This window comes from Acidocella sp. (assembly GCF_027352905.1).
In the GTDB taxonomy this organism is placed as follows: Bacteria; Pseudomonadota; Alphaproteobacteria; order Acetobacterales; family Acetobacteraceae; genus Acidocella.
The window spans coordinates 138791-161944 of the sequence record NZ_DAIEIF010000029.1; the positions used below are offsets into that span (position 1 = coordinate 138791).

Sequence of the window (23154 nt, forward strand, 5' to 3'; positions counted from 1 at the left end):
GGGGTTTCGCGAAGATGAAAGAGAACCCGAGGGAACCGTAATGCGCTTTGAAGGAACCAGGAATTTTGTCGCCACCGAGGATCTCAAAGTCGCGGTCAACGCGGCGGTGGCGCTACAGCGCCCGCTGTTGATCAAAGGCGAGCCCGGCACGGGCAAGACGGTTCTCGCCCAGGAGATCGCGAACGCTTTCGGGCGGAAGCTGATCTCCTGGCACATCAAATCCACCACCAAGGCTCAGCAGGGGCTTTATGAATATGACGCTGTCTCTCGCTTGCGGGATTCGCAGCTTGGCGATGAGCGTGTGCATGACATTTCCAATTATATCGTCAAAGGCAAGCTCTGGGAGGCTTTCGAAGCCGAGACCGCTCCGGTTTTGCTGATCGATGAGGTGGATAAGGCGGATATCGAATTTCCCAACGATCTGCTGCTCGAACTCGACCGCATGGAATTCCATGTCTACGAGACGCGTCAGACGATCCGCGCCCGCCAGCGCCCGATCATCCTCATCACCTCGAACAATGAGAAGGAATTGCCGGACGCCTTCCTGCGCCGCTGTTTCTTCCATTACATCAAGTTCCCCGACCGCGAGACGCTGGCCCGTATCGTCGACGTGCATTATCCCGGTATTTCCCAGCATCTGCTGCATGAGGCGCTGACCAGCTTCTTCGCGCTGCGCGATCTGCCGGGGTTGAAAAAGCGGCCCAGCACCTCGGAGTTTCTCGACTGGCTGAAGCTGCTTCTCGCCGAGGATATCGGCCCGGAGGCGCTGCGCGAGAGCAACGCCGCCAAGGTAATCCCGCCGCTCTACGGGGCGCTGCTGAAGAACGAGCAGGATGTGCATCTGTTCGAGCGCGTCGCCTTTCTGGCCAAGCGCGGCGGCTGAGCCTTGTTTTTCGGGTTCTTCCTGGCGTTGCGCGCGGCGGGGGTAAAAGCCTCCTTGCGCGAATTCCTGCTTTTACAGGAGGCGATGCGGGAGAATCTGGCTGATTTCAGCCCGGAGCATTTCTATTATTTGGCCCGCGCCGTTCTGGTGAAGGATGAGCGATTTCTCGACCGGTTCGATACGGTGTTCGCCCAGCATTTCAAGGGAATTCTGGCGGAAACGGCGGAATTGCCCGGCGAGGTCGCGGTGCGGGAATTGCCGGAGGAATGGCTGCGGCGGCTCGCGGAGAAATATCTGACCGAAGAGGAAAAGGCCCAGGTGAAGGCGCTGGGCGGGCTGGATAAGCTGATGGAGACGCTGCGCCAGCGCCTGGCGGAGCAGAAGGGCCGCCACCAGGGCGGCAGCAAATGGATCGGCACCGCCGGCACCTCGCCTTTTGGCGCCTATGGGTACAATCCGGAGGGCGTGCGCATCGGCCAGGAGGGCACGCGCAGCAAATCCGCCGTTAAGGTATGGGACAAGCGGGAATTCAAGAACCTTGCCGGGGACGCGGAGCTGGGCACCCGCAACATGAAGATCGCGCTGCGCCGCCTGCGCCGCTTCGCGCGGGAGGGGGCGGCCTCCGAGCTTGATCTTTCCGGCACCATCGGCGCCACGGCGCGCAATGCCGGTTATCTCGATTTGCAGATGGTGCCGGAGCGCCATAACGCCGTGCGGCTATTGCTGCTGCTGGATATTGGCGGTTCGATGGATGAGCATGTCTATCTTTGCGAGCGGCTTTTCACGGCGGCGCGGGCGGAATTCAAGCACCTCAAGCAGCTTTACTTCCATAACTGTCCCTACGACTCGCTTTACAGCGATGCGCGCATGCGCCGCCAGGATGCCACTCCCACCGCCGAGATTCTCCACCGCTATGACCGGGGTTGGAAGCTGGTTCTGGTGGGTGACGCGGCGATGAGCCCGTATGAGCTGGTGACCCCTGGCGGCAGCAGTTCAAGCTGGAATGCCGAATCAGGGCAGGTCTGGCTGCAACGCTTGCTGGACACCTTTCCCAAGGCAGCCTGGATCAACCCTGTCGCGGAGCGCTATTGGGCTTCCACCCAGACGACGCGCATGATCCGCGAGATGATGGAGGGGCGGATGTATGGGCTGACGCTGGAAGGGCTGGACCAGGCGGCGAGGAAGTTAATGTAGCGTCAGCAGCGCGGCGGCATTATGCCAGCGCGGCGGTGAGATGATCTCCGTATGGCCGACACGGACGGAATGGAGCTTACCGTCCAGATGGCTGGTCCAGAAATCGAGAAATTTGTGCAAGGCGGGGAAGCGCGGCGCCAGGTCCAGCTCCTGCCAGATATAACTTTGCAGCAGACCGGGATGGTCTGGCATATGATAGAGGATTTCAGCGGTGGTCAGGCGGTAATCGCGCATCTGCAAGGCAAGGGACATGCTTGGCACACTCCATGTGGTTGTTTAATAAGCCCCGGGTTTAAAGAGTCTGCCACAATTTCCCCCTCGCGACGCAACCAAAAACTCAACGAATCCATAAACTTGGCACTCCCACGGGCAAAGTGCTGCCTGTTCTTGACTTTTCGGCAAGGAAACGCTAAGTCCCTGGCACTCTCAAGCCGGGAGTGCTAACAGCCGCGGCGCCACGTTCTGGGCCGGACGGGCTGGAAAGCTTTTAAGACAATAATGTTTAGGAGCGATCAAACATGGCGAATTTCCGCCCCCTGCACGACCGCGTTCTCGTCCGCCGCGTCACCGCCGAAGAGAAGACCGCCGGCGGTATCATCATTCCGGACACCGCCAAGGAGAAGCCTCAGGAAGGCGAGATCATCGCCGCTGGCCCTGGCGCCCGCAATGAAACCGGCGCGCTGGTGCCGCTGGACGTGAAAGCGGGGGACCGCGTGCTGTTCGGCAAATGGTCCGGCACCGAGGTCAGGGTCAACGGGGAGGACCTGCTGATCATGAAGGAATCCGACATTCTCGGCATTATTACCTGATAATCCCCCTGTCCTGACGATGGCCTCAGGGCGCGCTCAGGATATCCCCATTTGAAGGAGTCAAAGACATGGCTGCCAAAGACGTCCGTTTTGGTTCAGACGCGCGCGACCGTATGCTGCGCGGCGTCGATACCCTTGCCAATGCTGTTAAGGTGACGCTGGGCCCCAAGGGCCGTAACGTCGTCATCGAGAAATCCTTCGGCGCGCCGCGCATCACCAAGGATGGCGTGACCGTCGCCAAAGAGATCGAGCTTTCCGATAAATTCGAGAATCTGGGCGCCCAGCTGCTGCGCGAAGTCGCCTCCAAGACCAACGACCTCGCCGGTGACGGCACCACCACCGCCACCGTGCTGGCCCAGGCCATCGTCCGCGAGGGCGTGAAGGCCGTGGCCGCCGGGCTGAACCCGATGGATCTGCGCCGCGGCGTGGACAAGGCGGTGACCGCCGTGGTCGATGAGCTGAAGGCCCGCTCCAAGAAAATCACCAACCCCTCCGAGACGGCGCAGGTGGCCACCATCTCCGCCAATGGCGAGACGGAGATCGGCGAGATGATCTCCAAGGCCATGCAGAAAGTCGGCAATGAAGGCGTGATCACGGTCGAGGAAGCCAAGGGCATCCAGACCGAGCTCGACGTCGTCGAGGGCATGCAGTTCGACCGCGGCTATGTCTCTCCGTATTTCATCACCAATCCGGAGAAGATGATCGCCGATCTCGACAACCCCTACCTCCTGATTTTCGAGAAGAAGCTCTCCCAGTTGCAGCCGATGCTGCCGCTGCTTGAGGCCGTGGTGCAGTCCGGCAAGCCGCTGCTCATCATCGCCGAGGATGTGGAGGGCGAGGCCCTGGCCACGCTGGTCGTGAACAAGCTGCGCGGCGGGCTCAAGGTCGCCGCCGTCAAGGCGCCCGGCTTCGGTGACCGCCGCAAGGCGATGCTGGAGGATATCGCCATCCTCACCGGCGGCCAGGTCATCTCCGAGGATCTCGGCATCAAGCTGGAGAACGTGACGCTCGCCATGCTCGGCCGCGCCAAGAAGGTGCTGATCGAGAAAGAGAACACCACCATCATCGAGGGGGCCGGCTCCAAGGAGGAGATCAACGGCCGCGTCAAGCAGATTCGCGCTCAGATCGAGGAGACCACCTCCGATTATGACCGCGAGAAGCTGCAGGAGCGTCTGGCCAAGCTGGCTGGCGGCGTGGCGGTGATCCGCGTCGGCGGGGCCTCCGAGGTTGAGGTGAAGGAGCGCAAGGACCGTGTGGACGACGCGCTGCACGCGACCCGCGCCGCGGTGGAGGAAGGTATTGTTCCCGGCGGCGGCGTGGCTCTGGCCCGCGCCTCCAAGGTTCTCGACAATCTGAAGGCCGATAACACCGACCAGCATACCGGCATCGAGATCATCCGCCGCGCCATCCAGGTGCCGCTGCGGCAGATCGCCGAGAACGCGGGTGAGGATGGCGCCGTGATTGCCGGCAAGGTACTCGATAACAACGAGTACAACTATGGCTTCGACGCGCAGAGCGGCGCGTTCAAGGACATGGTCTCCGCCGGCATCATCGACCCGACCAAGGTTGTCCGCACCGCGTTGCAGGACGCCGCGTCCGTCGCCGCGCTGATCATCACCACCGAGGCCGGCGTGACGGAGCGCCCAGAGAAGAAGGCCGCGATGGGCGCCCCGGATATGGGCGGCATGGGTGGCATGGGCGGCATGGGCGGTATGGATTTCTAATCCGCCCGCTCCGGCTGAAACAGGAAACCCCCGGCATCACTGCCGGGGGTTTTGCGTTGGGGGTCGTCTTCCGCGTCAACTGGCGGGCTTGACCTCGATTTTCTTGGTGGCGGCGCTGGGCGCGACTTTCGGCAGGGTCACGGTCAGCACGCCTTTATCAACCGAGGCGGTGATGCCATCGCGGTCGATGCCCTCCGGCAGGGCGAAGCGGCGCTGGAAGGCGCCATAGCTGCGCTCCATGAGATAATAGTTTTTATCCTCCGTCTTGGTTTCATTCTTTTTTTCGCCTTTGATGACCAGGACATTCCCATCCAGGGACACGTCCACGTCCTGGGTGGAGAGGCCCGGCAATTCGGCGGTGATAGTGAAGGCTTTATCGGTCTCGGCAATATCGACCGAGGGCCATTTGGGCGCGTTATCCCCGGTGAGCAGGCTCCAGGGGACAAAATTCTGGTTGAAGCGCTCGAACACCCGGTCCAATTCGTCGCGGAAACTGCGCCAGGGGGCAGGAGTGTTACCGGGTCGGGTGCTCACATCCGTATTGGCCATGATTGTTTTTCTCCTTCTGGTTACAGTCTGGGACAGCGGTGGAAAGAGATAAGCCGATAGGCTCCTCATCCTTCCGTCCCGCTAGAGAGATATTTAGGAGGCGCCCGGCGGCGTGCCATGATCCTGATCAAATGGCCCTATCCGCCCGGCGAGATTGAAACCTGCTAGCTGAAACCTAGTTAAATCGATTATGCCAGGAAGACGCCCCGCTGTTGAAAAATTGATAAGCGGGGATAGTGCCGTTTGATTGGACGATGCCATTGCCAACCCGGCGGCCAGCGATCTTTATTAAAGGCGATACGTTTCTTTCATCCGCGGAGGACCAGGAGAATGCAACAACGGACACTTGGGCGCGGCCTCACCGTCTCGGCGATCGGCCTGGGCTGCATGGGCATGTCGGAATTTTACGGGGCGGGGGATGAGGCGGAATCCATCGCCACCATCCACCGCGCCCTCGATCTCGGCGTCACGTTTCTCGACACCGCGGATATGTACGGCGTGGGGCGCAATGAGGAGCTGGTCGGCCGCGCCATCAAGGGCAAGTGGGATGGTATCGTGCTTGCGACCAAGTTCGGCAATATGCGTGGCGCGGACGGCGCCTTCCTTGGCGTCAATGGCCGGCCGGAATACGTGCGCGCGGCGTGCGAGGCCAGCCTGCGCCGCCTCGGCGTCGAGACCATCGATCTTTACTATCAGCACCGTGTCGACCCCAACACGCCGATCGAGGAGACGGTGGGCGCGATGGCGGAGCTGGTGCGCCAGGGCAAGGTGCGCCATCTCGGTCTTTCCGAGGCCGCGCCGGAAACCATCCGCCGCGCGCACAAAACCCATCCGATCACGGCCCTGCAGACTGAATACTCGCTATGGAGCCGGGATGTGGAACAGGCGGTGCTGCCCACCGTGCGGGAGTTGGGGATCGGCTTTGTCGCCTATAGCCCGCTGGGCCGGGGCTTTCTGACCGGGCAGATCAAGCGGATCGAGGATTTGGCGCCGGATGATTATCGCCGCAACAACCCCCGCTTTCAGGGGGAAAACTTCCAGCGCAATCTCGACCTCGTGACCGCGGTGGAGACGATGGCGCGGGAAAAGAGCTGCACGCCCGCGCAGCTTGCCCTGGCCTGGGTGCTGGCGCGCGGCCAGGATATAGTGCCTATTCCCGGGACCAAGCGGCGCAAATATCTGGAGGAAAATCTCGGCGCGCTCAATGTCACGCTCAACCAGGAAGACCAGGCCCGGCTCGATAAGATACTCCCCCCGGGAGCCGCGGCGGGAGAGCGCTATGCCGCGCCGCAAATGCAAGCCCTGAATAAATGAGCGCTCCGGTCAGCCGCGCCGCAAATCTGAGGTCATTGCCGGCCGGGCGCGGCTCACTATAACGCGATCGTGACCCTCATCGCCTATATCGGCGCCGCCTTTGCCGAGATTGCCGGTTGCTACGCCTTCTGGGCTTGGCTGCGCCTCGGCAAAACCCCGCTTTGGCTCGTGCCGGGAGCGGCCTGCCTGGCCTTGTTCGCATGGGCGCTGACGCTGGTTGATGCCAGCCAGGCCGGGCGCGCCTACGCGGCTTACGGAGGCGTTTATGTTTCTGCGGCGATTCTCTGGCTCTGGTTTATCGAGGGCGCCAAGCCGGATCGCTGGGATCTCATCGGGGCCGCCGTCACCCTCTGCGGCACCGCCATCATCCTGTGCGGTCCCAGAGCGGCCTAGCCGCCCAGCGCGGTTTGAAATTATCTCCCTCCGCCTGTACACACGGCCTCGACATCACTCCGAAAGCACCGATCCGCGTGGATAAACCGACTTTCTCCGAGCGCATGGACATATTGGGCGCGGGGCTGCGCTTCGCCGCGAAGGCCATTTTCACCCGCTACACCCCTCTGCTCGCCCAGGTGGTGGTGACGCGGCGCTGTAACCTCGCCTGTGGCTATTGCAATGAATATGACGATGTGTCTGCCCCGGTGCCGCTGGCCGACCTGCTGGCGCGGGTGGACCATCTGGCCGCGCTCGGCACCGCCTCCATCACCTTCACCGGCGGTGAGACCCTGCTCCACCCCGAGCTGGACCAGGCGATCCGCCATGCCCGCCGCAAGGGCATGATCGTCACCATGATCACCAATGGCTTCAAGCTCTCCCGCAGCTGGATCGAGCGGCTGAACGCGGCGAGGCTCCAGGGCATGCAGATCAGCATCGATAACCTCGTGGCCGATGAGGTTTCCATGAAAAGCCTGGGCTCGGTGGAGGGTCGGCTCAAATTGCTGGCCGAGCATGCCCGCTTCAAGGTCAACATCAATTCCGTGCTCGGCGTGACCGGCGAGCGCACCCGGGATGTGGTGACGATCGCCGAGACGGCGGCGAAATACGGGTTCCAGCATTCCGTGGGGGTGCTGCACGATCATTCTGGCGCGCTGAAGCCGCTGAGCCCGGCGCAGATGGCCGCCTACCGGCAGGTGACGGAGATCTCCCCCTCCCTCGTGCACACGTTGAATTACCGGCTGTTCCAGAAAAACCTCATGCATGGGCGGCCGAATGATTGGAAATGCCGGGCCGGCGCGCGCTATCTTTATGTGACGGAGGATGGGCGGGTGCATTGGTGCTCCCAGCAGCGGGGCTACCCGGCGGCGCCGTTGCTGCAATACGGGCGGGACGATATCCGCCGCGAATATCATACCCGCAAGGGCTGCGCGCCCAACTGCACGCTGAGCTGTGTGCACCAGATGAGCCTGTTCGACGCATTTCGCGGCGCCCAGCGCGAGCCGGACCTCACCCCCGCCCCGGCGGAGTGAACCCAGCTTCAATTCGAGAATAATTGCTGTTTTTGCAGCGGGTGACGCATCATCGCGATATCGGCGAGCGGGGTGAAGCCGCCGATTTCCTCCACAGGCGGGACCGGCGCGGCGATGAGCTCCGCCAGGCGCGGCTGCAAAGCCTGCAGCGCCGCCTGCGCTTCTAGCGCGCCGATGAGACCCAGCCGCAGCGCGGCGGTGCCAAGCGCCTGGGCGGTGGCATGGGCGCTCACCGCCAGGCTTAACGGTAAGTCGAGGCCCGCCCCGGCCAGCGCCAGCCCCATCGCCACCGGCAGATGGCCGGGCGCTTTGCCCGCCGCGGCGAGGGCTTGGTAGGCGGCGGCGCCCGGCGTGTCCAGCCGGGCATGGGTGGCGAGAAGGGCCGCCCCGGCCCGGCGCGACCCCTCCCGCGCGGGGGCGGCCAGAGTGAGCGCCTCGGCGAGTTCATCCAGGGCCAGCAGCGCCGCCTCGTCCCCCGCCGCCAAGAAGGCGTGGGCGGTGAGCGGCCGGTCCTGCGGCGCCCAGCGATGCTCCATCTGGCCGCGCAGAAAATCCGGCCAATCCGCGCGGGCGAGCAAGCCGTCCGCCATCAGGCTCTCCACCCCCCACGAAAAAGCGAAGCCGCCGGCGGGGAATTGCCCATCCGCGAATTGCAGGGCGCGCAGCAAGGCGAGCCCGGCGCTCATGGCGGAAGCCGGGCTTTCCCCGCCTGCTCCAATTCCCGTAGCCGCGCGAGATAGGTCTCGCGCGGCTGATCGAGGGCGACCAGCAGGCAGCCTTCCGCGAAGCGCACCCGCCAATGCAGATTGCCGGCGAGATAGCCAAGCTCCAGGCCGCCATCGCCCAGCGGCTCCACCCGCAGCCACTCCTGCGCGCCGAGCCTCACCACCACGGCGCGGGCATCGCAAAGATGCAGCACGTCGCCATCCGCCAGGGCGGCCTCACGCGGCAAAGCGATGAAACAGGGCGTGCCGTGATCGGTTCTGGCGCGGAAGCGGCGGCGGGAGAGATCCTCGGCCCTTACCGCCAGCGTTTCCACCCGCCCGCCATGATGGCCGAGTTCATGCAGCCTCGCGGCCCAGCCAGGGTCGGCGCGGTTGCCGAGAATGCGGTCGAGAACCAGCTCCTCCATCTCAGCTTTCAAAGCCGCGCGCGAAGAGATCGAGCAGGCGCACGCCAAAGGCGGTGGCGCCCTTCGGCGTCAGCTCGCCATCCTTGGCGGCCCAGGCCATGCCGGCGATGTCCAGATGCGCCCAGGGCACCCCATTGACGAAGCGCTGAAGAAATTGCGCGGCGGTGACGGAGCCGGCGGCGCGGCCGCCGCCGATATTCTTCACGTCGGCGATGGCGGAGTCCAGCTCCTTGTCATAGGCCTCGCCCGGCTTGGCCAAGGGCATGCGCCAAAGTTTTTCGCCCACCGCCTCGCCCGCCTCGGCCAGCTTGGCGGCGAGTTCATCGTGGTTGGAGAATAGGCCCGCATATTCATGGCCGAGCCCGACGATGATGGCGCCGGTGAGGGTGGCTAGATCCACCATGTATTTCGGCGAAAAACGCTGCTGGGCGTAATAGAGCACATCGGCAAGGACGAGCCGGCCCTCGGCGTCGGTGTTGAGAATCTCGATCGTCTTGCCCGAATAGCTCTTCACGACGTCGCCAGGGCGGGTGGCGCTGCCGGAGGGCATGTTCTCGACGAGGCCAACGAGGCCGACCGCGTCGATGCGGGCCTTGCGCCCGGCCAGCGCCGCCATCAGCCCGGCGACGGTGCCCGCCCCGGCCATGTCCCATTTCATATCCTCCATGCCGGCGGCGGGCTTGAGTGAAATTCCGCCCGAATCGAAGGTGACGCCCTTGCCGACGAAAACCAGCGGGTCCTTGGGCTTGCGGCCCTCCTTCTTGCCATCCTCCTGGCCGGAGGCGCCCAGCCATTGCAGCACGGCCATGCGCGGCTCGCGCGCCGAGCCTTGCGCCACGGCGAGCAGGCTGCCGAAGCCGAGTTTTTCGAGATCCTTGCGGTCGAACACCTCAATTTTCAGGCCTAGTTTCTTCAATCCTTCCAGCCGCTCGGCAAACTCCGCCGGGTAGAGAACATTGGCGGGTTCGGTGACGAGACCGCGGGTGAATTCCACGCCCTCGGCCACGGCGGCGGCGGTTTTCCATTCGCTCTCCGCCTCCTTGGGCAAGGAGGCGAGAAGCTTGAGCTTCTTGAGTTTGGGTTTATCCTCCGGCTTTTCAGCGGTGCGATATTTGTTGAAGCGGTAGGCCCGCAGCCGCGCGCCCAGGGCTATGGCTGCCACTTGCCCGGAGGTGTAACCCCCCGCGATGATCACCGCCTCCGCCTCCTTGGCGAGAGCGGCGGCGATGGTTCCCCCCAGTGTCTCGGCCTGGCGCAGCGTTTCCGGCTTGCCCGCCCCCGCCAGCAACACCCGCCGGAACGGCCCAATGCCGTAGAGGTTGAGGCTTTGCCCGGCCTTGCCCTTGAACTCGGCCGCTGTCATCGCCTGGGTCAGCGCGCCGCCCAGGCTCGCATCCAGCGCCGCCGCCTCGCCGGTCAAATCCTGATCCTCGCCCACCGGCAGCGCCACCACGCCGTCCTTAGGCAGCGATAATTTTCCGAACGCGATCTCGATCATCGGCGGGTCTCCATGCTTTATCATTGGCCAAGTTTACCTTACCATTCCCGCGCCTGTTGGCCAGGAGGCGCTGCGAGGCTAGGAACACGCCATGCAGGATTTGCTCAGCCTCGCGGCGCGGCTGGCGGGCGAGGCCGCCGCGCTCATCAACGATATCCGTGAGGGCGGGTTCGCCGTGAGCCAAAAAACCGATCTTTCCCCGGTGACGGTGGCGGATCATCAGGCCGAGGCGCTCATCACATCCGGCTTGCGCGCGGCCACGCCCGATATTCCGGTGGTGGCCGAGGAGGAGGTGGCGGCGGGGCGGGTCACCCAGCCCGGCCCGCGCTTCTGGCTGGTGGACCCGCTGGATGGCACGCGCGAGTTCGCCGCCGGGCGGGACGAGTTCGCGGTGTGCATCGGGCTGATCATGGACGGCGCGCCGGTACTGGGGGCGGTGGCCGTGCCCGCCCAGGGGGCGCTGTATTTCGGCATGAAGGGGCAGGGGGCATGGCGCCGCCAGGGCGAGGCGGAACGCCGCATCGCCGCCCGGCGCGTCCCCGGAACGGGGCTGACCGTGTTCGCCTCCCGCCATTACCGGGACGCGCCAGAGCTGAAAGCTTGCCTGGCGCGGCATAAGGTGGCGCGCCTCGTCAATATCGGCTCGGCGTTGAAATTCCTAAGGCTAGCGGAAGGCGAAGGGGATTTCTATCCCCGGCTCGGCCCCACCATGGAATGGGATACTGCCGCCCCCCAGGCGGTGCTGGAGGCAGCGGGCGGGGTGGTGCTGACGAGCGAGCGCGCCCCCCTGCGCTACGGCAAGCCCGGCTGGATCAACCCGGATTTTTTCGCCTGGGGATTGCTTTGATTTTGCCGTTTTACCGCCACTGAACGCGTCCCATCTTGTCAACATGAAACGCTTACTGGTCCTGTCATTGCTCGCGGGCGGCTTGACCGGCTGTGTCTACGGTCCCGATTACGGCTATTCTTCCGGCTATTACGCGCCTAGCGGATATTATGATGGCGGCCCGGCCTATGATGGCGGCCCGGCCTATTATGGCGGCCCGGCCTATTATGGCGGCGGGGCCACCTATATTGGCGTGGATGGCGGCGGCTGGCATGGCCACGACCATGATCACCATGATCATGACGGCCCTCCCCCCGGCGGCTGGCATGGCGGCGGCCCGCCCCCTAGAGGACCACCTCCCGGCGGACCCCAGCCCGGTGGCTGGCATGGCGGTGGCGGCACCGTGCCCATCAGCAACGGCCATATCAAATAGCGCTCCGCGCAAATGCTTATGCCGCCGCGCGCGCGCCTCTCACCCCCGCCGCCAGCGCCCGCACCTCGCGCAGCACCGCCCCCGCCCCTTCCCGCACCAGGGTTTCGATCAGCGCCGAGGCGACGATGGCGGCATCCGCATGCGCTACCACGGTCGCGGCTTGTTCGGGCGTGCGCACGCCAAACCCCACCGCGATGGGCAAATCGGTGACCGCGCGGATGCGGGGAATGTCGCGTGCCAGATCCGCGGCGGAGGCGGTGCGCGTGCCGGTGATGCCGGTGATCGAGACGTAATAGACAAAGCCGGAGGACCCGGCGAGGACCTGCTGCAGCCGGGCGTCGGAGGTGGTGGGGGCGACCAACCGGATCAGATCCAAACCATGCGCGGCGGTATCCGGCAGGATGAGGTCGGCCTCCTCGGCGGGTAGATCGACGATGATCAGCCCGTCCACCCCCGCCGCCGCGGCATCCGCGCAAAATTCCGGCACGCCATAAGAGAGGATGGGGTTGAGATAGCCCATCAGCACCAGGGGCGTGTGCCCGTTCTGCTGGCGGAACTCCCGCACCAGCCCCAGCACCCCCTTCAGCGTCGCCCCGGCGAGCAATCCGCGTCGCCCGGCGGCCTGGATGGTGGGGCCGTCGGCCATCGGGTCCGTGAAGGGCATGCCGATCTCGATGATATCCGCGCCGCCCGCCGCCATGCCGCCCAGCAAGGCGAGCGAGGTGGCGCGGTCCGGATCATAAGCCTCGACGAAGGGAATCAGCGCGCCCCGGCCCTGCTGGCGCAGGGCGGCGAAGACGCCGGCGATCCGGCTCACAGCTCGGACCCCAGATGCTTGGCGACGGAGAAGATGTCCTTGTCCCCCCGCCCGGAAAGATTGAGGAGAATGATCTCATCCGCGCTCATGCGCGGGGCGATCTTCAGCACATGGGCGATGGCGTGGGCCGATTCCAGCGCCGGGATGATCCCCTCCAGCCGGGAGCAAAGCTGGAACGCGGCCAGCGCCTCCGCATCCGTGACGCCGACATATTCGACGCGCTCGATATCATGCAGCCAGCTATGCTCAGGGCCGATGCCGGGATAGTCCAGCCCGGCGGAGATGGAATGCGCTTCGAGGATCTGGCCATCCGCGTCCTGGAGCAGGTAGGTGCGGTTGCCGTGCAGCACGCCGGGCCGGCCACGGTTGAGGCTGGCGGCGTGCTCTTGCGTGTCCAGCCCCTTTCCCGCCGCCTCCACGCCGATGAGCCGCACCGAGGGCTCGTCGAGGAACGGATGAAACAGGCCGATGGCGTTGGAGCCGCCGCCGACCGCGGCGATGGCGACATCCGGCAAGCGGCCCTCCGCCGCCATGAGCTGGCCGCGAGCCTCGTTGCCGATCACGCATTGGAAGTCCCGCACCAGCTCGGGATAGGGGTGCGGCCCGGCGGCGGTGCCGATGATGTAAAATGTATCCCGCACATTCGCCACCCAATCGCGCAGGGCGTCGTTCATCGCGTCTTTCAGAGTCGCCGCGCCGGAGGAAACCGGCACCACCTCCGCCCCCAGCAGCTTCATGCGGAAGACGTTCGGTTTTTGCCGCTCGACATCGGTGGCGCCCATATACACGGTGCAGGGCAGGCCGAAGAGAGCGCAAACCGTGGCGGTGGCCACGCCGTGCTGGCCCGCGCCGGTCTCGGCGATGATGCGGGTCTTGCCCATGCGCCGGGCCAGGAGAATCTGGCCGATGCAATTATTGATCTTATGCGCGCCGGTGTGGTTGAGATCCTCGCGTTTGAAATAAATCTTCGCGCCGCCCAGATCCGCGCCGAGGCGCTCCGCCCGCCAGAGCGGGCTGGGCCGCCCGACATAATGTTCCAGATAATAATCGAGCTCTGCCTGAAAACCGGGGTCGGCCCGCGCGGCACGGTAGGCGGCTTCCAGTTCGAGGATTAACGGCATCAGCGTCTCGGCGACGAAGCGGCCGCCATATTCGCCGAAGCGGCCCCGCGCGTCGGGCCAGGCGCGCAGGCTGTTGGGAGAGAACTCGTTCATCACCCGCTTGTACCCCAGCGCCGCGCCAGGATAAAGCTGGAGAGCACCATTTCCCTTGATCCGCCGGCGCGGGCGCGCTACGAAAGACGCGGGTTATTGAGAACGATTCGCATTTAACGGAGGGCGGCATGTTCGAACAAGGCGCGGTCGGTGACAATCAGTTTCTCGCGGATGTGCAGGCTTTGCGCGCCTCGGCCCAAGCGTTGATTGCCGCCGGAGCCGCGCCGGCCGCCTTGCTGCAAACCGCCATGGCGGCCGAGATCGCTTGCGTGTTGCGTTACAGCCTCATCAGCGTATCAGCCGATGGGCTGGAGAATGAATGGGTGGCGACCGAATGCGCCGCCCAGGCGGCGGATGAACGCCAGCACATGACGCGGCTGGCGGAGCGGATCACGCAACTCGGCGGTAAACCCGATTATTTTGCCTCCGCCCTCTCCTTGCGCCGTCAAGCCCCGGAGGCCGCCCGGGGCTGCCTGCCGCGCCTGTTCGCGGAAAATCTCGCCGCCGAGCAATGCGTGATCGAACTCTACCGGGACTTATCCAGCCATTTCGCCGGACGCGGCGATGCCGGCACCCGGGCCTTGCTCGATGACATCCTCGCGGATGAGGAAACCCATACCAGCGATCTGGAAGATCTGCTGACGACGCAGCTGCTCTAAAGCCTCAGCCCTCGCCCTGGGGCCGCTCGAAGGCGTCCTTGCCGTCGAAGCGTTGCAGCTTCTCGATATGCATCCAGGTGAATTTCGCGCCGATGCGCTGCACGAGATAGGAGATCTCCGGCTGGCCCTCGCTGCTGCTGCCCGCCAGCGAAATGGGGTGCTTGAGCATGAAACGGGCGGCGAAATGATCAACCAGGAAGGTCTGCCCGCCCGTGGGCGGATAGACGGTCACACCCCGGTTGGAGATGCCCGTGAGGTTGAACGGGCTGTACTCGGCGATGGCGGTGAGCGTCTTGCCCAGCGCCTCGGCGTCGAGATCGGTCTCCAGGAACACGTCGATACCGACCAGCTCCCGCGTGGTGGGCTCCATATGGGCGGTCAGCTTCGGCCAGGCGGCGAGCTCCAGTTTTTTATACACGCGCGACTTCATCGCCGAGACGCGGCCGAGATTGGCGATGATCTGGTCCGTGAAGGCGGCGGTGCCGACGCCATGGCCGCGCGGGGCGAGGTCGCCGGTGAGGTTGCGCCCCTCCGCCAGCGTGACATAGAGCGCCTGCTCCACCGTTTCCGCCACCCCGAACGCGCCGATATGGCGCAGCAGCATGATGGCGGCGGAGAGCAGGGCGGTGGGGTTGGCGAGATCCTTGCCCGCGATATCCGGGGCGGAGCCGTGCACCGCCTCGAAAATCGCCACCTGATCGCCAAGATTGGAGGAAGGCGCGATGCCCAGCCCGCCCACGAGCCCCGCCGCGAGGTCGGAGATGATGTCGCCGTTCATGTTGGAGGTGACGATAACGTCATAGGCCTCCGGGCGGATGACGAGCTGATGGGCGCAATTATCGATGATGACTTGGCCGGCCTTGATGCCGGGATATTCGCGGGCGACCTTCTCACCCATGCGCTTCATCATGCCCTCGGTGAGCTTCATGATATTGGCCTTGTGGGCCACCGTCACGCTCTGCCGGTCCTCGGCCAGGGCCACGCCATAGGCGGCGCGGATGATGCGCTCGCAGCCCGGCGCGGTCATCAGCTTCAGGCATTGGGCGACGGTGGTGGTCTGCATGTGCTCGATGCCGGCATAAACGTCCTCGACATTCTCGCGGACGATCACCATGTCGATGCCCCGGCCGGAAAAGGGGGTCTGGATGCCAGGCAGTTCCCGCACGGGCCGGATATTCGCATAAAGCTCGAAATATTTGCGCATCGTCACGTTGGCGGATTTGCCGCCATAGCCGATGGGGGTTTCCAGGGGTGATTTGAGCGCCAGCTTATTGGCGGCGATGCTATCCAGCGTCTCGCGCGGCACGCCGGTCACCACCCCGCGCTCGAAGGCGCGCGCCCCGGCCTCGGCGAATTCCCATTCCACCGGCGCGCCCGCCGCCTCGAGAATCCGCATCGTTGCCTGCATGACCTCGGGGCCGATGCCGTCCCCCGGCAAAGCCGTGACTTTGGTTTTGGCGGTCTGCGTGGCATCAGCGGTCATGAGGGGCTCCGTGGGTCTGGATGGCCGCCTTATAGCCTGCCGCCGCCGCCCGGCCTATAGGCCGGGTCGTCAAACCGCCATCGCGCCGGCCGTTAGCCTGCCGAGCACCGAGGCGCAGGCAAAACCAATCAGATGAAGCTGGGCCGGATCGGACCGCAGGAGCTGACGGAGCTGGTACGCACCCGTCGTCTCGGCGCTGTGGAAATCGGTGACGTCGACATGTCACCTCCAAGCGTCCGTCGCGCTTCTCCAAGACGTTCCTGCAAGCTCTGAAGCAATATTACACGCCAACCCTGCGCACGGCGGAGATCGTCATCTGGGTGCCCGCCCCGATCAAGTCTTAGGAGCAAGAGGTGGCTATCTGTCCGCCCCTAGAGCGGTTCGCGGGTTTGACTGGAATCGTTATTGGGGATTCCGGGGCGGCGTGAAGTGTGCTTCATAGGTTTCCGGCAGGGGGCGGAGGCGAAGATGTTTTGGCGTCAAGGGCAGGCGTATTTTCAAGACCTGCGGGATCGCTTTTGGCGTTTGGGTTCCCCCAATAACGTGAGTGGGGCGCAGATGGAGCGGTTTGGCGAAACATCCGATTCGGCCGCACATTAATTTCTAGCACCGAACATAGGTCCTCGCACATCCAGCGACAGTTCACTGGCGAATGCCGCGTCCCATGGCCGTTTGAGAAAGCAGAAGCCGGCGAGGGAGCCCGAGAAGGTGATACCTTCATCCGCCATGTAGCGCGTCACGGCGTTGCGGGACCAATCATCCTCGCGGAAACAACCGCGTTTGTAGAAATCCGCGAAGTCCTCCAAACTATCCTTGTGGAACGCGCCGTTGGAGCAGAGCAGTAGCCGGACCGGGCCGCGCTCGCTCGCGTCTAGCAGCGCGACCTTGTGTTCGACCTCGACCGTCCGTTGGATGAAGGTCCAGCGCGCCTTGATCTCCTGGCCGGAAATCGCCGCGCCCGCCCCGGCGCGACTTACTACCAGGCGGGCATTGTCGGGGAAGTCCGTCGCCAGGCTTTGGACCGCCGCCATGAGGCGTCATCGTCCATCCATTTCGGGGCAACGGTTTTTACGTCGATCCAGGAGCGCGTCCCGTCCGGCCATTCCAGCCCGAAGTCGATTGACTTGTCGGTATTCTTCAAGGGCGGCTCGTACCGGATTGCGGCCTCGCTTGAATCGAGGCGCAACAGCGCCGCCGCCGCAGCCAGTTCATTGGCATCCTCGACAATCGGGCGCACCTGGCCGCCCGCGCGCCAGCGTGTGACAGCCGCCGAAAACCGCGCAGTAAGCTTTTCGGCGTTCTGGAAGCGCGGATCGGCACGCAGCGCCGGGAATACCTGCTGTTCAATATCCGCTATCAAGGGTTCAATGTAATCGAGGGCGTTCACGGTCTTCCGGCCATCAAGCGGTGGCGATCTCATGCGCCGCTCGCAAATGAAATTCGACCTGATATTCAAACAGGGAGACATTCGGTACGACCGACACCGCGTAGCGGAGATTTTGACTGATGGTCTTGGCGACGATGACGCCAGATACCATGCGCTCTCGGCCAATCGTTTGCTGCACCCAGCCCATGTAGCGGGCCAACTGGCCCACGGCGCGGTCAGGGCTGTTCGCCCGCTTCAATTCAAAGACGACAAAATCTCCATTCTGATCAAGTGCCAGAATATCAATCGGCCCAACGGCTGTCGGAAATTCGATGCCGTCGCGTCCGGTCGGATCGACGTAGAGTCGCAACCGCTTTTCCGGCACTTTGACCTTTTCCAGATTGGCAGCCAGAAAGTCTCGCAACTGGGATTCCAGCGTGAACGCTGCTTCGGAGGTTTCGGCCGACTCGAAATCATCTTCTTCGCCGACGCCGAAAACTTCCTCGACTTTAGCAAGATCGGACGCAGCCCCCGGCTTGATGAGCCGGATTTCGGATGGCGTTTCCTGCATCGTCCAGCCCTTGCGCTTGAGAGCGGCGCGTAGTTGATGGGACGTGCTGCTGCTGGGATCGAAGTCAGGCAAAACATCGGGGTTTTGTCGCAGATATTCCTTCAAGGGTTGAACCTCGAAACCACCATTGTCCTGCGGCAACACGACGATATGTCTTTGGATCATCTTTCCTCCGACTAAATCGAATGAAATAAGCCCCTACATAGTGAAAACGGCCACAATTTCCCACGGGTCGTATGGTTTAAGTTCTTACGCGGCTACGGGGACTGATTCAATTGCAGCGTAATGGGTGGCTTCAGCCCCAGCGGCGAGGTATTGCAGACGCTGCCAGGGACTGCCACGACGGCGGCTAATCTGCCAATATTAGGTCGCAACGCCAATAGCCAGGATAAAAAATAGAAAAAATGGCTGAAAACCTCGATCGTTACGCTAGTCTACCTTGGTTTCCTGGGGTTTTTAGGTAGTGGTGGCGGAGAGACAGGGATTCGAACCCTGGGTACGCTATTAACGTACACACGCTTTCCAAGCGTGCGCCTTAAGCCGCTCGGCCATCTCTCCTCCGGAGCTGCGGCTCTCATTACCCAAAGCCGGGCGCGCTGCCAAGTGCGGGCGGCGGCGGTCGCGGGCGCCGTTTTTATTGCCAAGCCGCCCTGCCCGGCGCAAAACCCTAGCATGGAGCATACAAGTCTGGCCAATGTCGTCCGCGCTACCCGGCGCATGTTCATCCGCGACCTCGTGCTTGCCGCGCGGATCGGCGTGTATGCGCAGGAGCATGGCCGCAGCCAGCGGATAAGGGTGAATGTCGATCTCGCGGTGGAGGATGATGGCGCCGCCAATTTGTCCCGGCCGGCAGTTGGGGCCGACGACCTCCGGCGCGTCGTGGACTATGGCTTGCTGGTGGAGGCGGTACGGCGTATCGCCACGGGAAGGCATATCCAGCTTGTTGAGACCTTCGCCGAGCGGGTCGCGGAGGCTTGCCTTGAGGATCAACGGGTGCGCGTGGTCCGGGTGACCGTGGAAAAGCTCGACGTATTTGCCGATGCGGCCAGTGTGGGTGTGGAAATCGAGCGGCGGAATATCTAAGTTTTCCACCGGCGAAACCATGGCGGATCAAAGGCTTTCCGGACACTCTGAAACTAATGACGAAATGATGACGTTTTGTTAAATTTAAGAAAATTCAAAAGCTTAACTGATAATAATGTCGACTCGCGCTCCCCTCATTCAAGGAGCCCTGCGGCGAGGATCAAGGACGCCGTTCACAAAATATCCCCAAGGTTATCCACAGGGAAGGATGGCCGGTTTGGCTAAGATAACCGCGGGGGTCACGGTGATCGAAGCCGCTCTCGAAACCATGCCGGGCAATCCGGGTGTGTATAGAATGCTGGATGAGAAGGGGGACGCGCTTTATGTGGGCAAGGCGCGTAACTTGAAAAAACGTGTCGCGGCCTATACCCAGTTGAGCCGCCTGCCCGAGCGGCTGCGGCGCATGGTCGCGGATACGGTGGCGATGGAGATCGTCACCACCCATACCGAGGCCGAGGCCCTGCTGCTTGAGGCCAACCTCATCAAGCGCCTGAAACCGCGTTACAATATCTTGCTACGGGACGATAAATCCTACCCATGGCTGATGCTGACGGCGGGGCAGGACTTCCCCCGCATTGCCAAGCATCGGGGGGCGCGGGACAAGACGAGCCTGTATTGGGGGCCGTTCGCCTCCGTCTGGGCCGTGAACCAGACGGTGCAGGCATTGCAACGGGTGTTTCTCCTGCGTACCTGCGCCGATACGGTGTTCGCCAACCGCACGCGCCCCTGCCTGCTCTACCAGATCAAACGATGTTCCGCTCCCTGCGTGGGGCGGGTGAGCCGGGAAGATTATCGGGCGCTGGTCGCGCAGGCCCAGGATTTCCTGGAAGGAAAAACCGACTCGGTGCAGAAGCAGCTCGCCGCCGCGATGCAACAAGCAGCGGAAAACCTGGAATTCGAGCGCGCGGCGGCGCTGCGTGACCGTATCCGGGGCTTGGCCCATATTCAAAGCAATGAGGTGGTCAACCCGGCCAGTCTGGGCGATGCGGACGTGATCGCCCTCTATCAGCAGGCCGGGCTCGCCTGTGTGCAGGTGTTTTTCATCCGGGGCGGACGTAACAACGGCAATCGCAGCTTTTTTCCCGCCAATGCGCGGGAGGACGGTCCGGCGGAGGTGCTGGCCGCCTTCGCCGCCCAGTTCTATGATGACAAGCCTCCCCCCCCCCGTATCCTTCTCAGCCATGCCCCCGCCGACCGCGCCTTGCTGGAAGAGGCGCTCAGCCTGAAGGCGGAGCGGCGGGTGCACCTGCTCGTGCCGCAGCGCGGAGAAAAATACGAGGTGGTGCGCCACGCCGCCACCAATGCGCGCGAGGCGCTGGAGCGCAAGCTGGCCGAGAGTGCCGGGCAGGCGCGGCTGCTGGCGGCGGTGGGTGAATTATTCGGTCTAGCGGAGCCGCCGCGCCGGATCGAGGTTTATGACAACTCCCACATCATGGGCAGCAATGCGTATGGCGTGATGGTCGTGGCCGGACCGGAAGGGCCGATGCGCTCCGCCTACCGGAAATTCGCGATTAAAAGCGTCCTCACCCCTGGCGATGATTTCGCGATGATGCGCGAGGTTTTGAGCCGCCGCTTCGCCCGCGCGCTGGAGGAGGACCCGGACCGCACGGGAGGTAATTGGCCGGATCTGGTGCTGGTCGATGGCGGCGCCGGCCAGCTTGCCGCGGCACGGGCGGTGATGGCGGATCTCGGCCTCGCTGACATTCCGCTCGCCGCCATTGCCAAGGGGCCGGACCGTGACGCCGGGCGGGAATGGTTTTACCTGGAAAACCGCGCGCCGTTTCAGCTGCCCCCGCGTGATCCGGTGCTATACTTTCTCCAGCGTCTGCGCGATGAGGCGCACCGTTTCGCCATCACTACCCACCGTGCCGCCCGCAGCCGCAAACTCACGGTTTCAGAGCTGGACGAGGTGCCGGGCATCGGCGCGGCGCGTAAAAAAGCGTTGCTGCTGCATTTCGGCTCGGCCAGAGGCGTGAGGGCGGCCGGGCTGAAGGATCTGGAGGCGGTGGATGGCATCAACCGCGCGACGGCGCGGGCGGTGTATGGATATTTCCATCCGGGCGTGCGGATGGAAGATTGAACTGAGCGTGAACCAAGCGGAGATCATATGACGGATGATTGGGCGAAGCTGAAGACATTGGCCTCGGACGCGCCGGATATGCGAACGCTTTTCGCCGCCGACCCGCAGCGCTTCGCCCGCTTTTCCGCCCAGGCGGCGGGGATTCTGCTCGATTTTTCCAAGACCTCGCTAACCGGGCAGAGCCTGGCCGCGCTGCTCGCTTTGGCGCGCGCCGCCGGGGTGGAGGCGCGGCGGGATGCGATGTTCGCCGGCGAGCCGATCAACATCACCGAGAACCGGGCGGCGCTCCACACCGCCTTGCGCGCCCCGGCGGAGGCCCGCATCCTTGTCAACGGCCGCAACATCGTGCCCGAGGTGCAGGAGACGCTGCGCCGGTTTCTCGATTTCGCCGAAGCCGTGCGGGCCGGGCGGACAGCCGCCACAGATGGCCGCCCCTTCAGCGATGTCGTCAATATCGGCATTGGCGGCTCGGATCTCGGCCCCGCCATGGTCACCGCCGCTCTGGCGCCCTATCATGACGGGCCGTGCCTGCACTTCGTCTCCAATGTGGATGGGGCGCATCTGGCCGATACGCTGCGCGGCCTCGACCCGGCGCGGACCTTGTTCATCATCGCCTCCAAGACCTTCACCACGGTCGAGACGATGACCAATGCCGGCTCAGCGCGGCGCTGGCTGGCGGCGGCGCTGGGGGAGGGGGCGGTGGGGGCGCATTTCTGCGCCGTTTCCACCGCGCTGGAAAAATGCGCCGCCTTCGGGATCGCCCCGGAGCGTATTTTCGGGTTCTGGGACTGGGTGGGCGGCCGCTACTCCGTCTGGTCCGCCGTCGGCCTGCCGGTGGCCATCGCCATCGGCGCCGCATCGTTCCGGGCGTTCCTCGCGGGGGGATGGGCGATGGATGAGCATTTCCGCGCCGCGCCGCTGGAGCGCAACCTGCCCGTATTGCTGGCCCTGGCGGGAGTGTGGCATCGTGACGCGCTGGGCTACCCCGCCCGCGCCATCCTGCCCTACGACCAGCGCCTGGCGCGGTTTCCCGCCTATCTCCAGCAACTGGACATGGAATCCAACGGCAAGCGCGTCACCCGGGGGGGGCAGCCGGTTTCCTGCCCCACCGGGCCGCTGGTATTCGGCGAGCCGGGCACCAACGGCCAGCATGCTTTCTACCAGCTTCTCCACCAGGGTACGGATGTGATTCCCTGCGAATTCTTCATCGCCGCGCGGGGGCATGAGGCGGAGATGGAGGCGCATCACAAGCTGCTCGTCGCCAACTGCCTCGCCCAGGCCCAGGCGCTGCTGCAGGGGCGGGACCTTGCGCAAGCCGGCGGCAATCCGCACCGGGTCTTTCCCGGCAACCGCCCCTCTCTCACCATCGCCTATGAGGTCTTGGACCCCGCCACTTTAGGCAAGCTGACCGCGCTCTACGAACACCGCATCTTCACCGAGGCGGCGCTATGGGATATCAATGCTTTCGACCAATGGGGGGTGGAGCTGGGCAAGGAACTCGCCACCAGGCTCTTGCCCGCCCTGAACGGCCAGTCCGGCCCGGCCCTAGACGGTTCCACCGCCGGGCTGCTCGCCTACCTTGCCGGCCTGGCTCACTCGGCGGCTTGACGCTGATGCAGCGCCTCAACCCGGCTCAGCAGTTCCGAAAACACGAAGGGCTTGACGATGTAGTCATCCCCGCCGGAATCGAGCCCCGCCATCCAGTCCGACAGATCGCCGAGGGCCGAGAGAAAAAGAACAGGAGTGGTCACCCGCTGCTCGCGCAATTGGCGCAGCAGCGTCGCGCCATCCACCCCTCCCGGCAATTGGCGGTCGAAGATCATCACATCGAAGCGCCCGTTCAGCGCCCGGGCGAGGCCGTTCTCTCCATCCAGGGCATGGATCACCTCATGCCGGGCTTCCGTCATTCCCGCCGTGACCACCCCGGCCACCGTCTCGTCATCCTCGATCAGCAAAATGCGCATTGAAACCGACTCCCTTGGCTCTTCATGGCTCTCATTTGCCCGATGTGACTATGCGGTTGATTGCGGGGCAAGTGAACTTACCGCATGAT

At 64.0% G+C, this 23154-nt stretch carries 25 protein-coding genes and 1 tRNA gene; 13 read left to right on the forward strand and 13 right to left on the reverse strand.

Going from position 1 to position 23154, the window contains the following annotated elements:
* Nucleotides 1–40 precede the first annotated feature (40 nt).
* Together M7H45_RS04930 and M7H45_RS04935 are read left to right on the forward strand one after the other, a co-directional pair.
* Complete coding sequence (locus M7H45_RS04930) at nt 41–883, forward strand: MoxR family ATPase (RefSeq protein WP_298215136.1); 843 nt, start codon at nt 41–43, stop codon at nt 881–883.
* A 3-nt stretch (nt 884–886) separates the two neighbouring features.
* Nucleotides 887–2077 (forward strand): VWA domain-containing protein, encoded by a 1191-nt coding sequence (locus M7H45_RS04935; RefSeq protein WP_298215137.1) that lies wholly within the window; start codon nt 887–889, stop codon nt 2075–2077.
* Here M7H45_RS04935 and M7H45_RS04940 read toward each other — a convergent pair.
* On the reverse strand, nt 2069–2329 hold the full coding sequence (locus M7H45_RS04940; RefSeq protein ID WP_298215138.1) for an usg protein: 261 nt from the start codon (nt 2327–2329) through the stop codon (nt 2069–2071). The two genes, M7H45_RS04935 and M7H45_RS04940, sit on opposite strands and share 9 nt — an antisense overlap.
* A gap of 266 nt (nt 2330–2595) precedes the next feature.
* On the opposite strand from M7H45_RS04940, the gene groES reads away from it, so the two are divergent.
* On the forward strand, nt 2596–2886 hold the full coding sequence (gene groES / locus M7H45_RS04945; RefSeq protein ID WP_298215139.1) for a co-chaperone GroES: 291 nt from the start codon (nt 2596–2598) through the stop codon (nt 2884–2886).
* A gap of 68 nt (nt 2887–2954) precedes the next feature.
* Nucleotides 2955–4610, forward strand: coding sequence for a chaperonin GroEL (groL, locus tag M7H45_RS04950; protein WP_298215140.1), 1656 nt, complete (start codon nt 2955–2957; stop codon nt 4608–4610).
* Between the two features lie 75 nt (nt 4611–4685).
* Here the strand turns inward: groL and M7H45_RS04955 are convergent, their stop codons facing one another.
* Nucleotides 4686–5159 carry an Hsp20/alpha crystallin family protein gene (locus M7H45_RS04955; protein ID WP_298215141.1) on the reverse strand — a complete coding sequence of 158 codons (474 nt, stop codon included), beginning with the start codon at nt 5157–5159 and terminating at the stop codon, nt 4686–4688.
* Nucleotides 5160–5489: 330 nt separating this feature from the next.
* Between M7H45_RS04955 and M7H45_RS04960 the strand changes: the two genes are divergently transcribed.
* The 3 genes from M7H45_RS04960 (at nt 5490) to M7H45_RS04970 (ending at nt 7939) form a co-directional block, all read left to right on the forward strand.
* Nucleotides 5490–6473, forward strand: coding sequence for an aldo/keto reductase (locus M7H45_RS04960; RefSeq protein ID WP_298215142.1), 984 nt, complete (start codon nt 5490–5492; stop codon nt 6471–6473).
* Between the two features lie 66 nt (nt 6474–6539).
* The gene (locus M7H45_RS04965) at nt 6540–6866 is read left to right on the forward strand and encodes a YnfA family protein (RefSeq protein ID WP_298215207.1); all 327 of its coding nucleotides are present in this window, start codon (nt 6540–6542) and stop codon (nt 6864–6866) included.
* A gap of 77 nt (nt 6867–6943) precedes the next feature.
* Nucleotides 6944–7939 carry a radical SAM protein gene (locus M7H45_RS04970; RefSeq protein WP_298215143.1) on the forward strand — a complete coding sequence of 332 codons (996 nt, stop codon included), beginning with the start codon at nt 6944–6946 and terminating at the stop codon, nt 7937–7939.
* 8 nt (nt 7940–7947) lie between these two features.
* On the opposite strand, the gene M7H45_RS04975 is transcribed toward M7H45_RS04970, so the two are convergent.
* From M7H45_RS04975 to M7H45_RS04985, 3 genes are read right to left on the reverse strand one after another with little or no spacing between them, the layout of a single operon-like run.
* Nucleotides 7948–8625 carry an urease accessory protein UreF gene (locus M7H45_RS04975; RefSeq protein ID WP_298215144.1) on the reverse strand — a complete coding sequence of 226 codons (678 nt, stop codon included), beginning with the start codon at nt 8623–8625 and terminating at the stop codon, nt 7948–7950.
* Nucleotides 8622–9071: an urease accessory protein UreE gene (locus tag M7H45_RS04980; protein WP_298215145.1), complete on the reverse strand. Its 450-nt coding sequence runs from the start codon at nt 9069–9071 to the stop codon at nt 8622–8624. Before M7H45_RS04980 ends, M7H45_RS04975 begins: the two co-directional genes overlap by 4 nt.
* A gap of 1 nt (nt 9072) precedes the next feature.
* On the reverse strand, nt 9073–10569 hold the full coding sequence (locus tag M7H45_RS04985) for a leucyl aminopeptidase (protein ID WP_298215146.1): 1497 nt from the start codon (nt 10567–10569) through the stop codon (nt 9073–9075).
* Nucleotides 10570–10660: 91 nt separating this feature from the next.
* Here M7H45_RS04985 and cysQ point away from each other — a divergent pair, with 91 nt between their 5' ends.
* Complete coding sequence (gene cysQ, locus M7H45_RS04990; protein ID WP_298215147.1) at nt 10661–11416, forward strand: 3'(2'),5'-bisphosphate nucleotidase CysQ; 756 nt, start codon at nt 10661–10663, stop codon at nt 11414–11416.
* A 43-nt stretch (nt 11417–11459) separates the two neighbouring features.
* Nucleotides 11460–11828: a hypothetical protein gene (locus tag M7H45_RS04995; protein ID WP_298215148.1), complete on the forward strand. Its 369-nt coding sequence runs from the start codon at nt 11460–11462 to the stop codon at nt 11826–11828.
* A 16-nt stretch (nt 11829–11844) separates the two neighbouring features.
* Here M7H45_RS04995 and trpA read toward each other — a convergent pair whose 3' ends face one another.
* Both trpA and trpB read right to left on the reverse strand, forming a co-directional pair.
* A complete protein-coding gene (gene trpA / locus M7H45_RS05000) occupies nt 11845–12645 on the reverse strand; it encodes a tryptophan synthase subunit alpha (protein WP_298215149.1) in 801 nt (266 codons plus the stop codon).
* Entirely contained in the window at nt 12642–13859 is a 1218-nt protein-coding gene (trpB, locus tag M7H45_RS05005; RefSeq protein ID WP_298215150.1) for a tryptophan synthase subunit beta, read from the reverse strand. The genes trpA and trpB overlap by 4 nt, the downstream gene beginning before the upstream one ends.
* Nucleotides 13860–13987: 128 nt before the next feature.
* Between trpB and M7H45_RS05010 the strand changes: the two genes are divergently transcribed.
* Nucleotides 13988–14518 carry a bacterioferritin gene (locus tag M7H45_RS05010; RefSeq protein ID WP_298215151.1) on the forward strand — a complete coding sequence of 177 codons (531 nt, stop codon included), beginning with the start codon at nt 13988–13990 and terminating at the stop codon, nt 14516–14518.
* 4 nt (nt 14519–14522) lie between these two features.
* Here M7H45_RS05010 and M7H45_RS05015 read toward each other — a convergent pair whose 3' ends face one another.
* From M7H45_RS05015 to M7H45_RS05035, 5 genes are all read right to left on the reverse strand, one after another.
* The gene (locus tag M7H45_RS05015; protein ID WP_298215152.1) at nt 14523–16001 is read right to left on the reverse strand and encodes an NADP-dependent isocitrate dehydrogenase; all 1479 of its coding nucleotides are present in this window, start codon (nt 15999–16001) and stop codon (nt 14523–14525) included.
* A gap of 596 nt (nt 16002–16597) precedes the next feature.
* Nucleotides 16598–17032: a hypothetical protein gene (locus M7H45_RS05020; protein WP_298215153.1), complete on the reverse strand. Its 435-nt coding sequence runs from the start codon at nt 17030–17032 to the stop codon at nt 16598–16600.
* A complete protein-coding gene (locus M7H45_RS05025; RefSeq protein ID WP_298215154.1) occupies nt 16978–17388 on the reverse strand; it encodes a hypothetical protein in 411 nt (136 codons plus the stop codon). The genes M7H45_RS05020 and M7H45_RS05025 overlap by 55 nt, the downstream gene beginning before the upstream one ends.
* Nucleotides 17389–17401: 13 nt before the next feature.
* The gene (locus tag M7H45_RS05030) at nt 17402–18103 is read right to left on the reverse strand and encodes an endonuclease NucS domain-containing protein (RefSeq protein ID WP_298215155.1); all 702 of its coding nucleotides are present in this window, start codon (nt 18101–18103) and stop codon (nt 17402–17404) included.
* A 302-nt stretch (nt 18104–18405) separates the two neighbouring features.
* Nucleotides 18406–18496: transfer RNA gene (locus tag M7H45_RS05035), tRNA-Ser, on the reverse strand.
* A gap of 114 nt (nt 18497–18610) precedes the next feature.
* Here M7H45_RS05035 and folB point away from each other — a divergent pair.
* The 3 genes from folB (at nt 18611) to pgi (ending at nt 22709) form a co-directional block, all read left to right on the forward strand.
* Entirely contained in the window at nt 18611–19021 is a 411-nt protein-coding gene (gene folB, locus M7H45_RS05040) for a dihydroneopterin aldolase (protein WP_298215156.1), read from the forward strand.
* Between the two features lie 208 nt (nt 19022–19229).
* Nucleotides 19230–21101 (forward strand): excinuclease ABC subunit UvrC, encoded by a 1872-nt coding sequence (uvrC, locus tag M7H45_RS05045; RefSeq protein ID WP_298215157.1) that lies wholly within the window; start codon nt 19230–19232, stop codon nt 21099–21101.
* Between the two features lie 27 nt (nt 21102–21128).
* A complete protein-coding gene (gene pgi, locus M7H45_RS05050) occupies nt 21129–22709 on the forward strand; it encodes a glucose-6-phosphate isomerase (RefSeq protein WP_298215158.1) in 1581 nt (526 codons plus the stop codon).
* Here pgi and M7H45_RS05055 read toward each other — a convergent pair.
* The gene (locus M7H45_RS05055; RefSeq protein WP_298215159.1) at nt 22694–23065 is read right to left on the reverse strand and encodes a response regulator transcription factor; all 372 of its coding nucleotides are present in this window, start codon (nt 23063–23065) and stop codon (nt 22694–22696) included. The two genes, pgi and M7H45_RS05055, sit on opposite strands and share 16 nt — an antisense overlap.
* Between the last annotated feature and the right edge of the window lie 89 nt (nt 23066–23154).

Bases quoted from the DNA above. Each gene is read 5' to 3' on its own strand.
- M7H45_RS04955 (WP_298215141.1), bottom strand. From the start codon at position 5,159: ATGGCCAATACGGATGTGAGCACCCGACCCGGTAACACTCCTGCCCCC.
- M7H45_RS05020 (WP_298215153.1), bottom strand. From the start codon at position 17,032: ATGGCGGCGGTCCAAAGCCTGGCGACGGACTTCCCCGACAATGCCCGC.
- trpB (WP_298215150.1), bottom strand. From the start codon at position 13,859: ATGAACGAGTTCTCTCCCAACAGCCTGCGCGCCTGGCCCGACGCGCGG.
- M7H45_RS04940 (WP_298215138.1), bottom strand. From the start codon at position 2,329: ATGTCCCTTGCCTTGCAGATGCGCGATTACCGCCTGACCACCGCTGAA.
- groES (WP_298215139.1), top strand. From the start codon at position 2,596: ATGGCGAATTTCCGCCCCCTGCACGACCGCGTTCTCGTCCGCCGCGTC.
- M7H45_RS05030 (WP_298215155.1), bottom strand. From the start codon at position 18,103: ATGATCCAAAGACATATCGTCGTGTTGCCGCAGGACAATGGTGGTTTC.
- M7H45_RS05010 (WP_298215151.1), top strand. From the start codon at position 13,988: ATGTTCGAACAAGGCGCGGTCGGTGACAATCAGTTTCTCGCGGATGTG.
- M7H45_RS04980 (WP_298215145.1), bottom strand. From the start codon at position 9,071: ATGGAGGAGCTGGTTCTCGACCGCATTCTCGGCAACCGCGCCGACCCT.
- M7H45_RS04985 (WP_298215146.1), bottom strand. From the start codon at position 10,569: ATGATCGAGATCGCGTTCGGAAAATTATCGCTGCCTAAGGACGGCGTG.
- folB (WP_298215156.1), top strand. From the start codon at position 18,611: ATGGAGCATACAAGTCTGGCCAATGTCGTCCGCGCTACCCGGCGCATG.
- M7H45_RS05055 (WP_298215159.1), bottom strand. From the start codon at position 23,065: ATGCGCATTTTGCTGATCGAGGATGACGAGACGGTGGCCGGGGTGGTC.
- cysQ (WP_298215147.1), top strand. From the start codon at position 10,661: ATGCAGGATTTGCTCAGCCTCGCGGCGCGGCTGGCGGGCGAGGCCGCC.
- M7H45_RS04975 (WP_298215144.1), bottom strand. From the start codon at position 8,625: ATGAGCGCCGGGCTCGCCTTGCTGCGCGCCCTGCAATTCGCGGATGGG.
- pgi (WP_298215158.1), top strand. From the start codon at position 21,129: ATGACGGATGATTGGGCGAAGCTGAAGACATTGGCCTCGGACGCGCCG.
- M7H45_RS04960 (WP_298215142.1), top strand. From the start codon at position 5,490: ATGCAACAACGGACACTTGGGCGCGGCCTCACCGTCTCGGCGATCGGC.
- M7H45_RS04930 (WP_298215136.1), top strand. From the start codon at position 41: ATGCGCTTTGAAGGAACCAGGAATTTTGTCGCCACCGAGGATCTCAAA.
- M7H45_RS05015 (WP_298215152.1), bottom strand. From the start codon at position 16,001: ATGACCGCTGATGCCACGCAGACCGCCAAAACCAAAGTCACGGCTTTG.
- M7H45_RS04995 (WP_298215148.1), top strand. From the start codon at position 11,460: ATGAAACGCTTACTGGTCCTGTCATTGCTCGCGGGCGGCTTGACCGGC.
- uvrC (WP_298215157.1), top strand. From the start codon at position 19,230: ATGGCCGGTTTGGCTAAGATAACCGCGGGGGTCACGGTGATCGAAGCC.
- groL (WP_298215140.1), top strand. From the start codon at position 2,955: ATGGCTGCCAAAGACGTCCGTTTTGGTTCAGACGCGCGCGACCGTATG.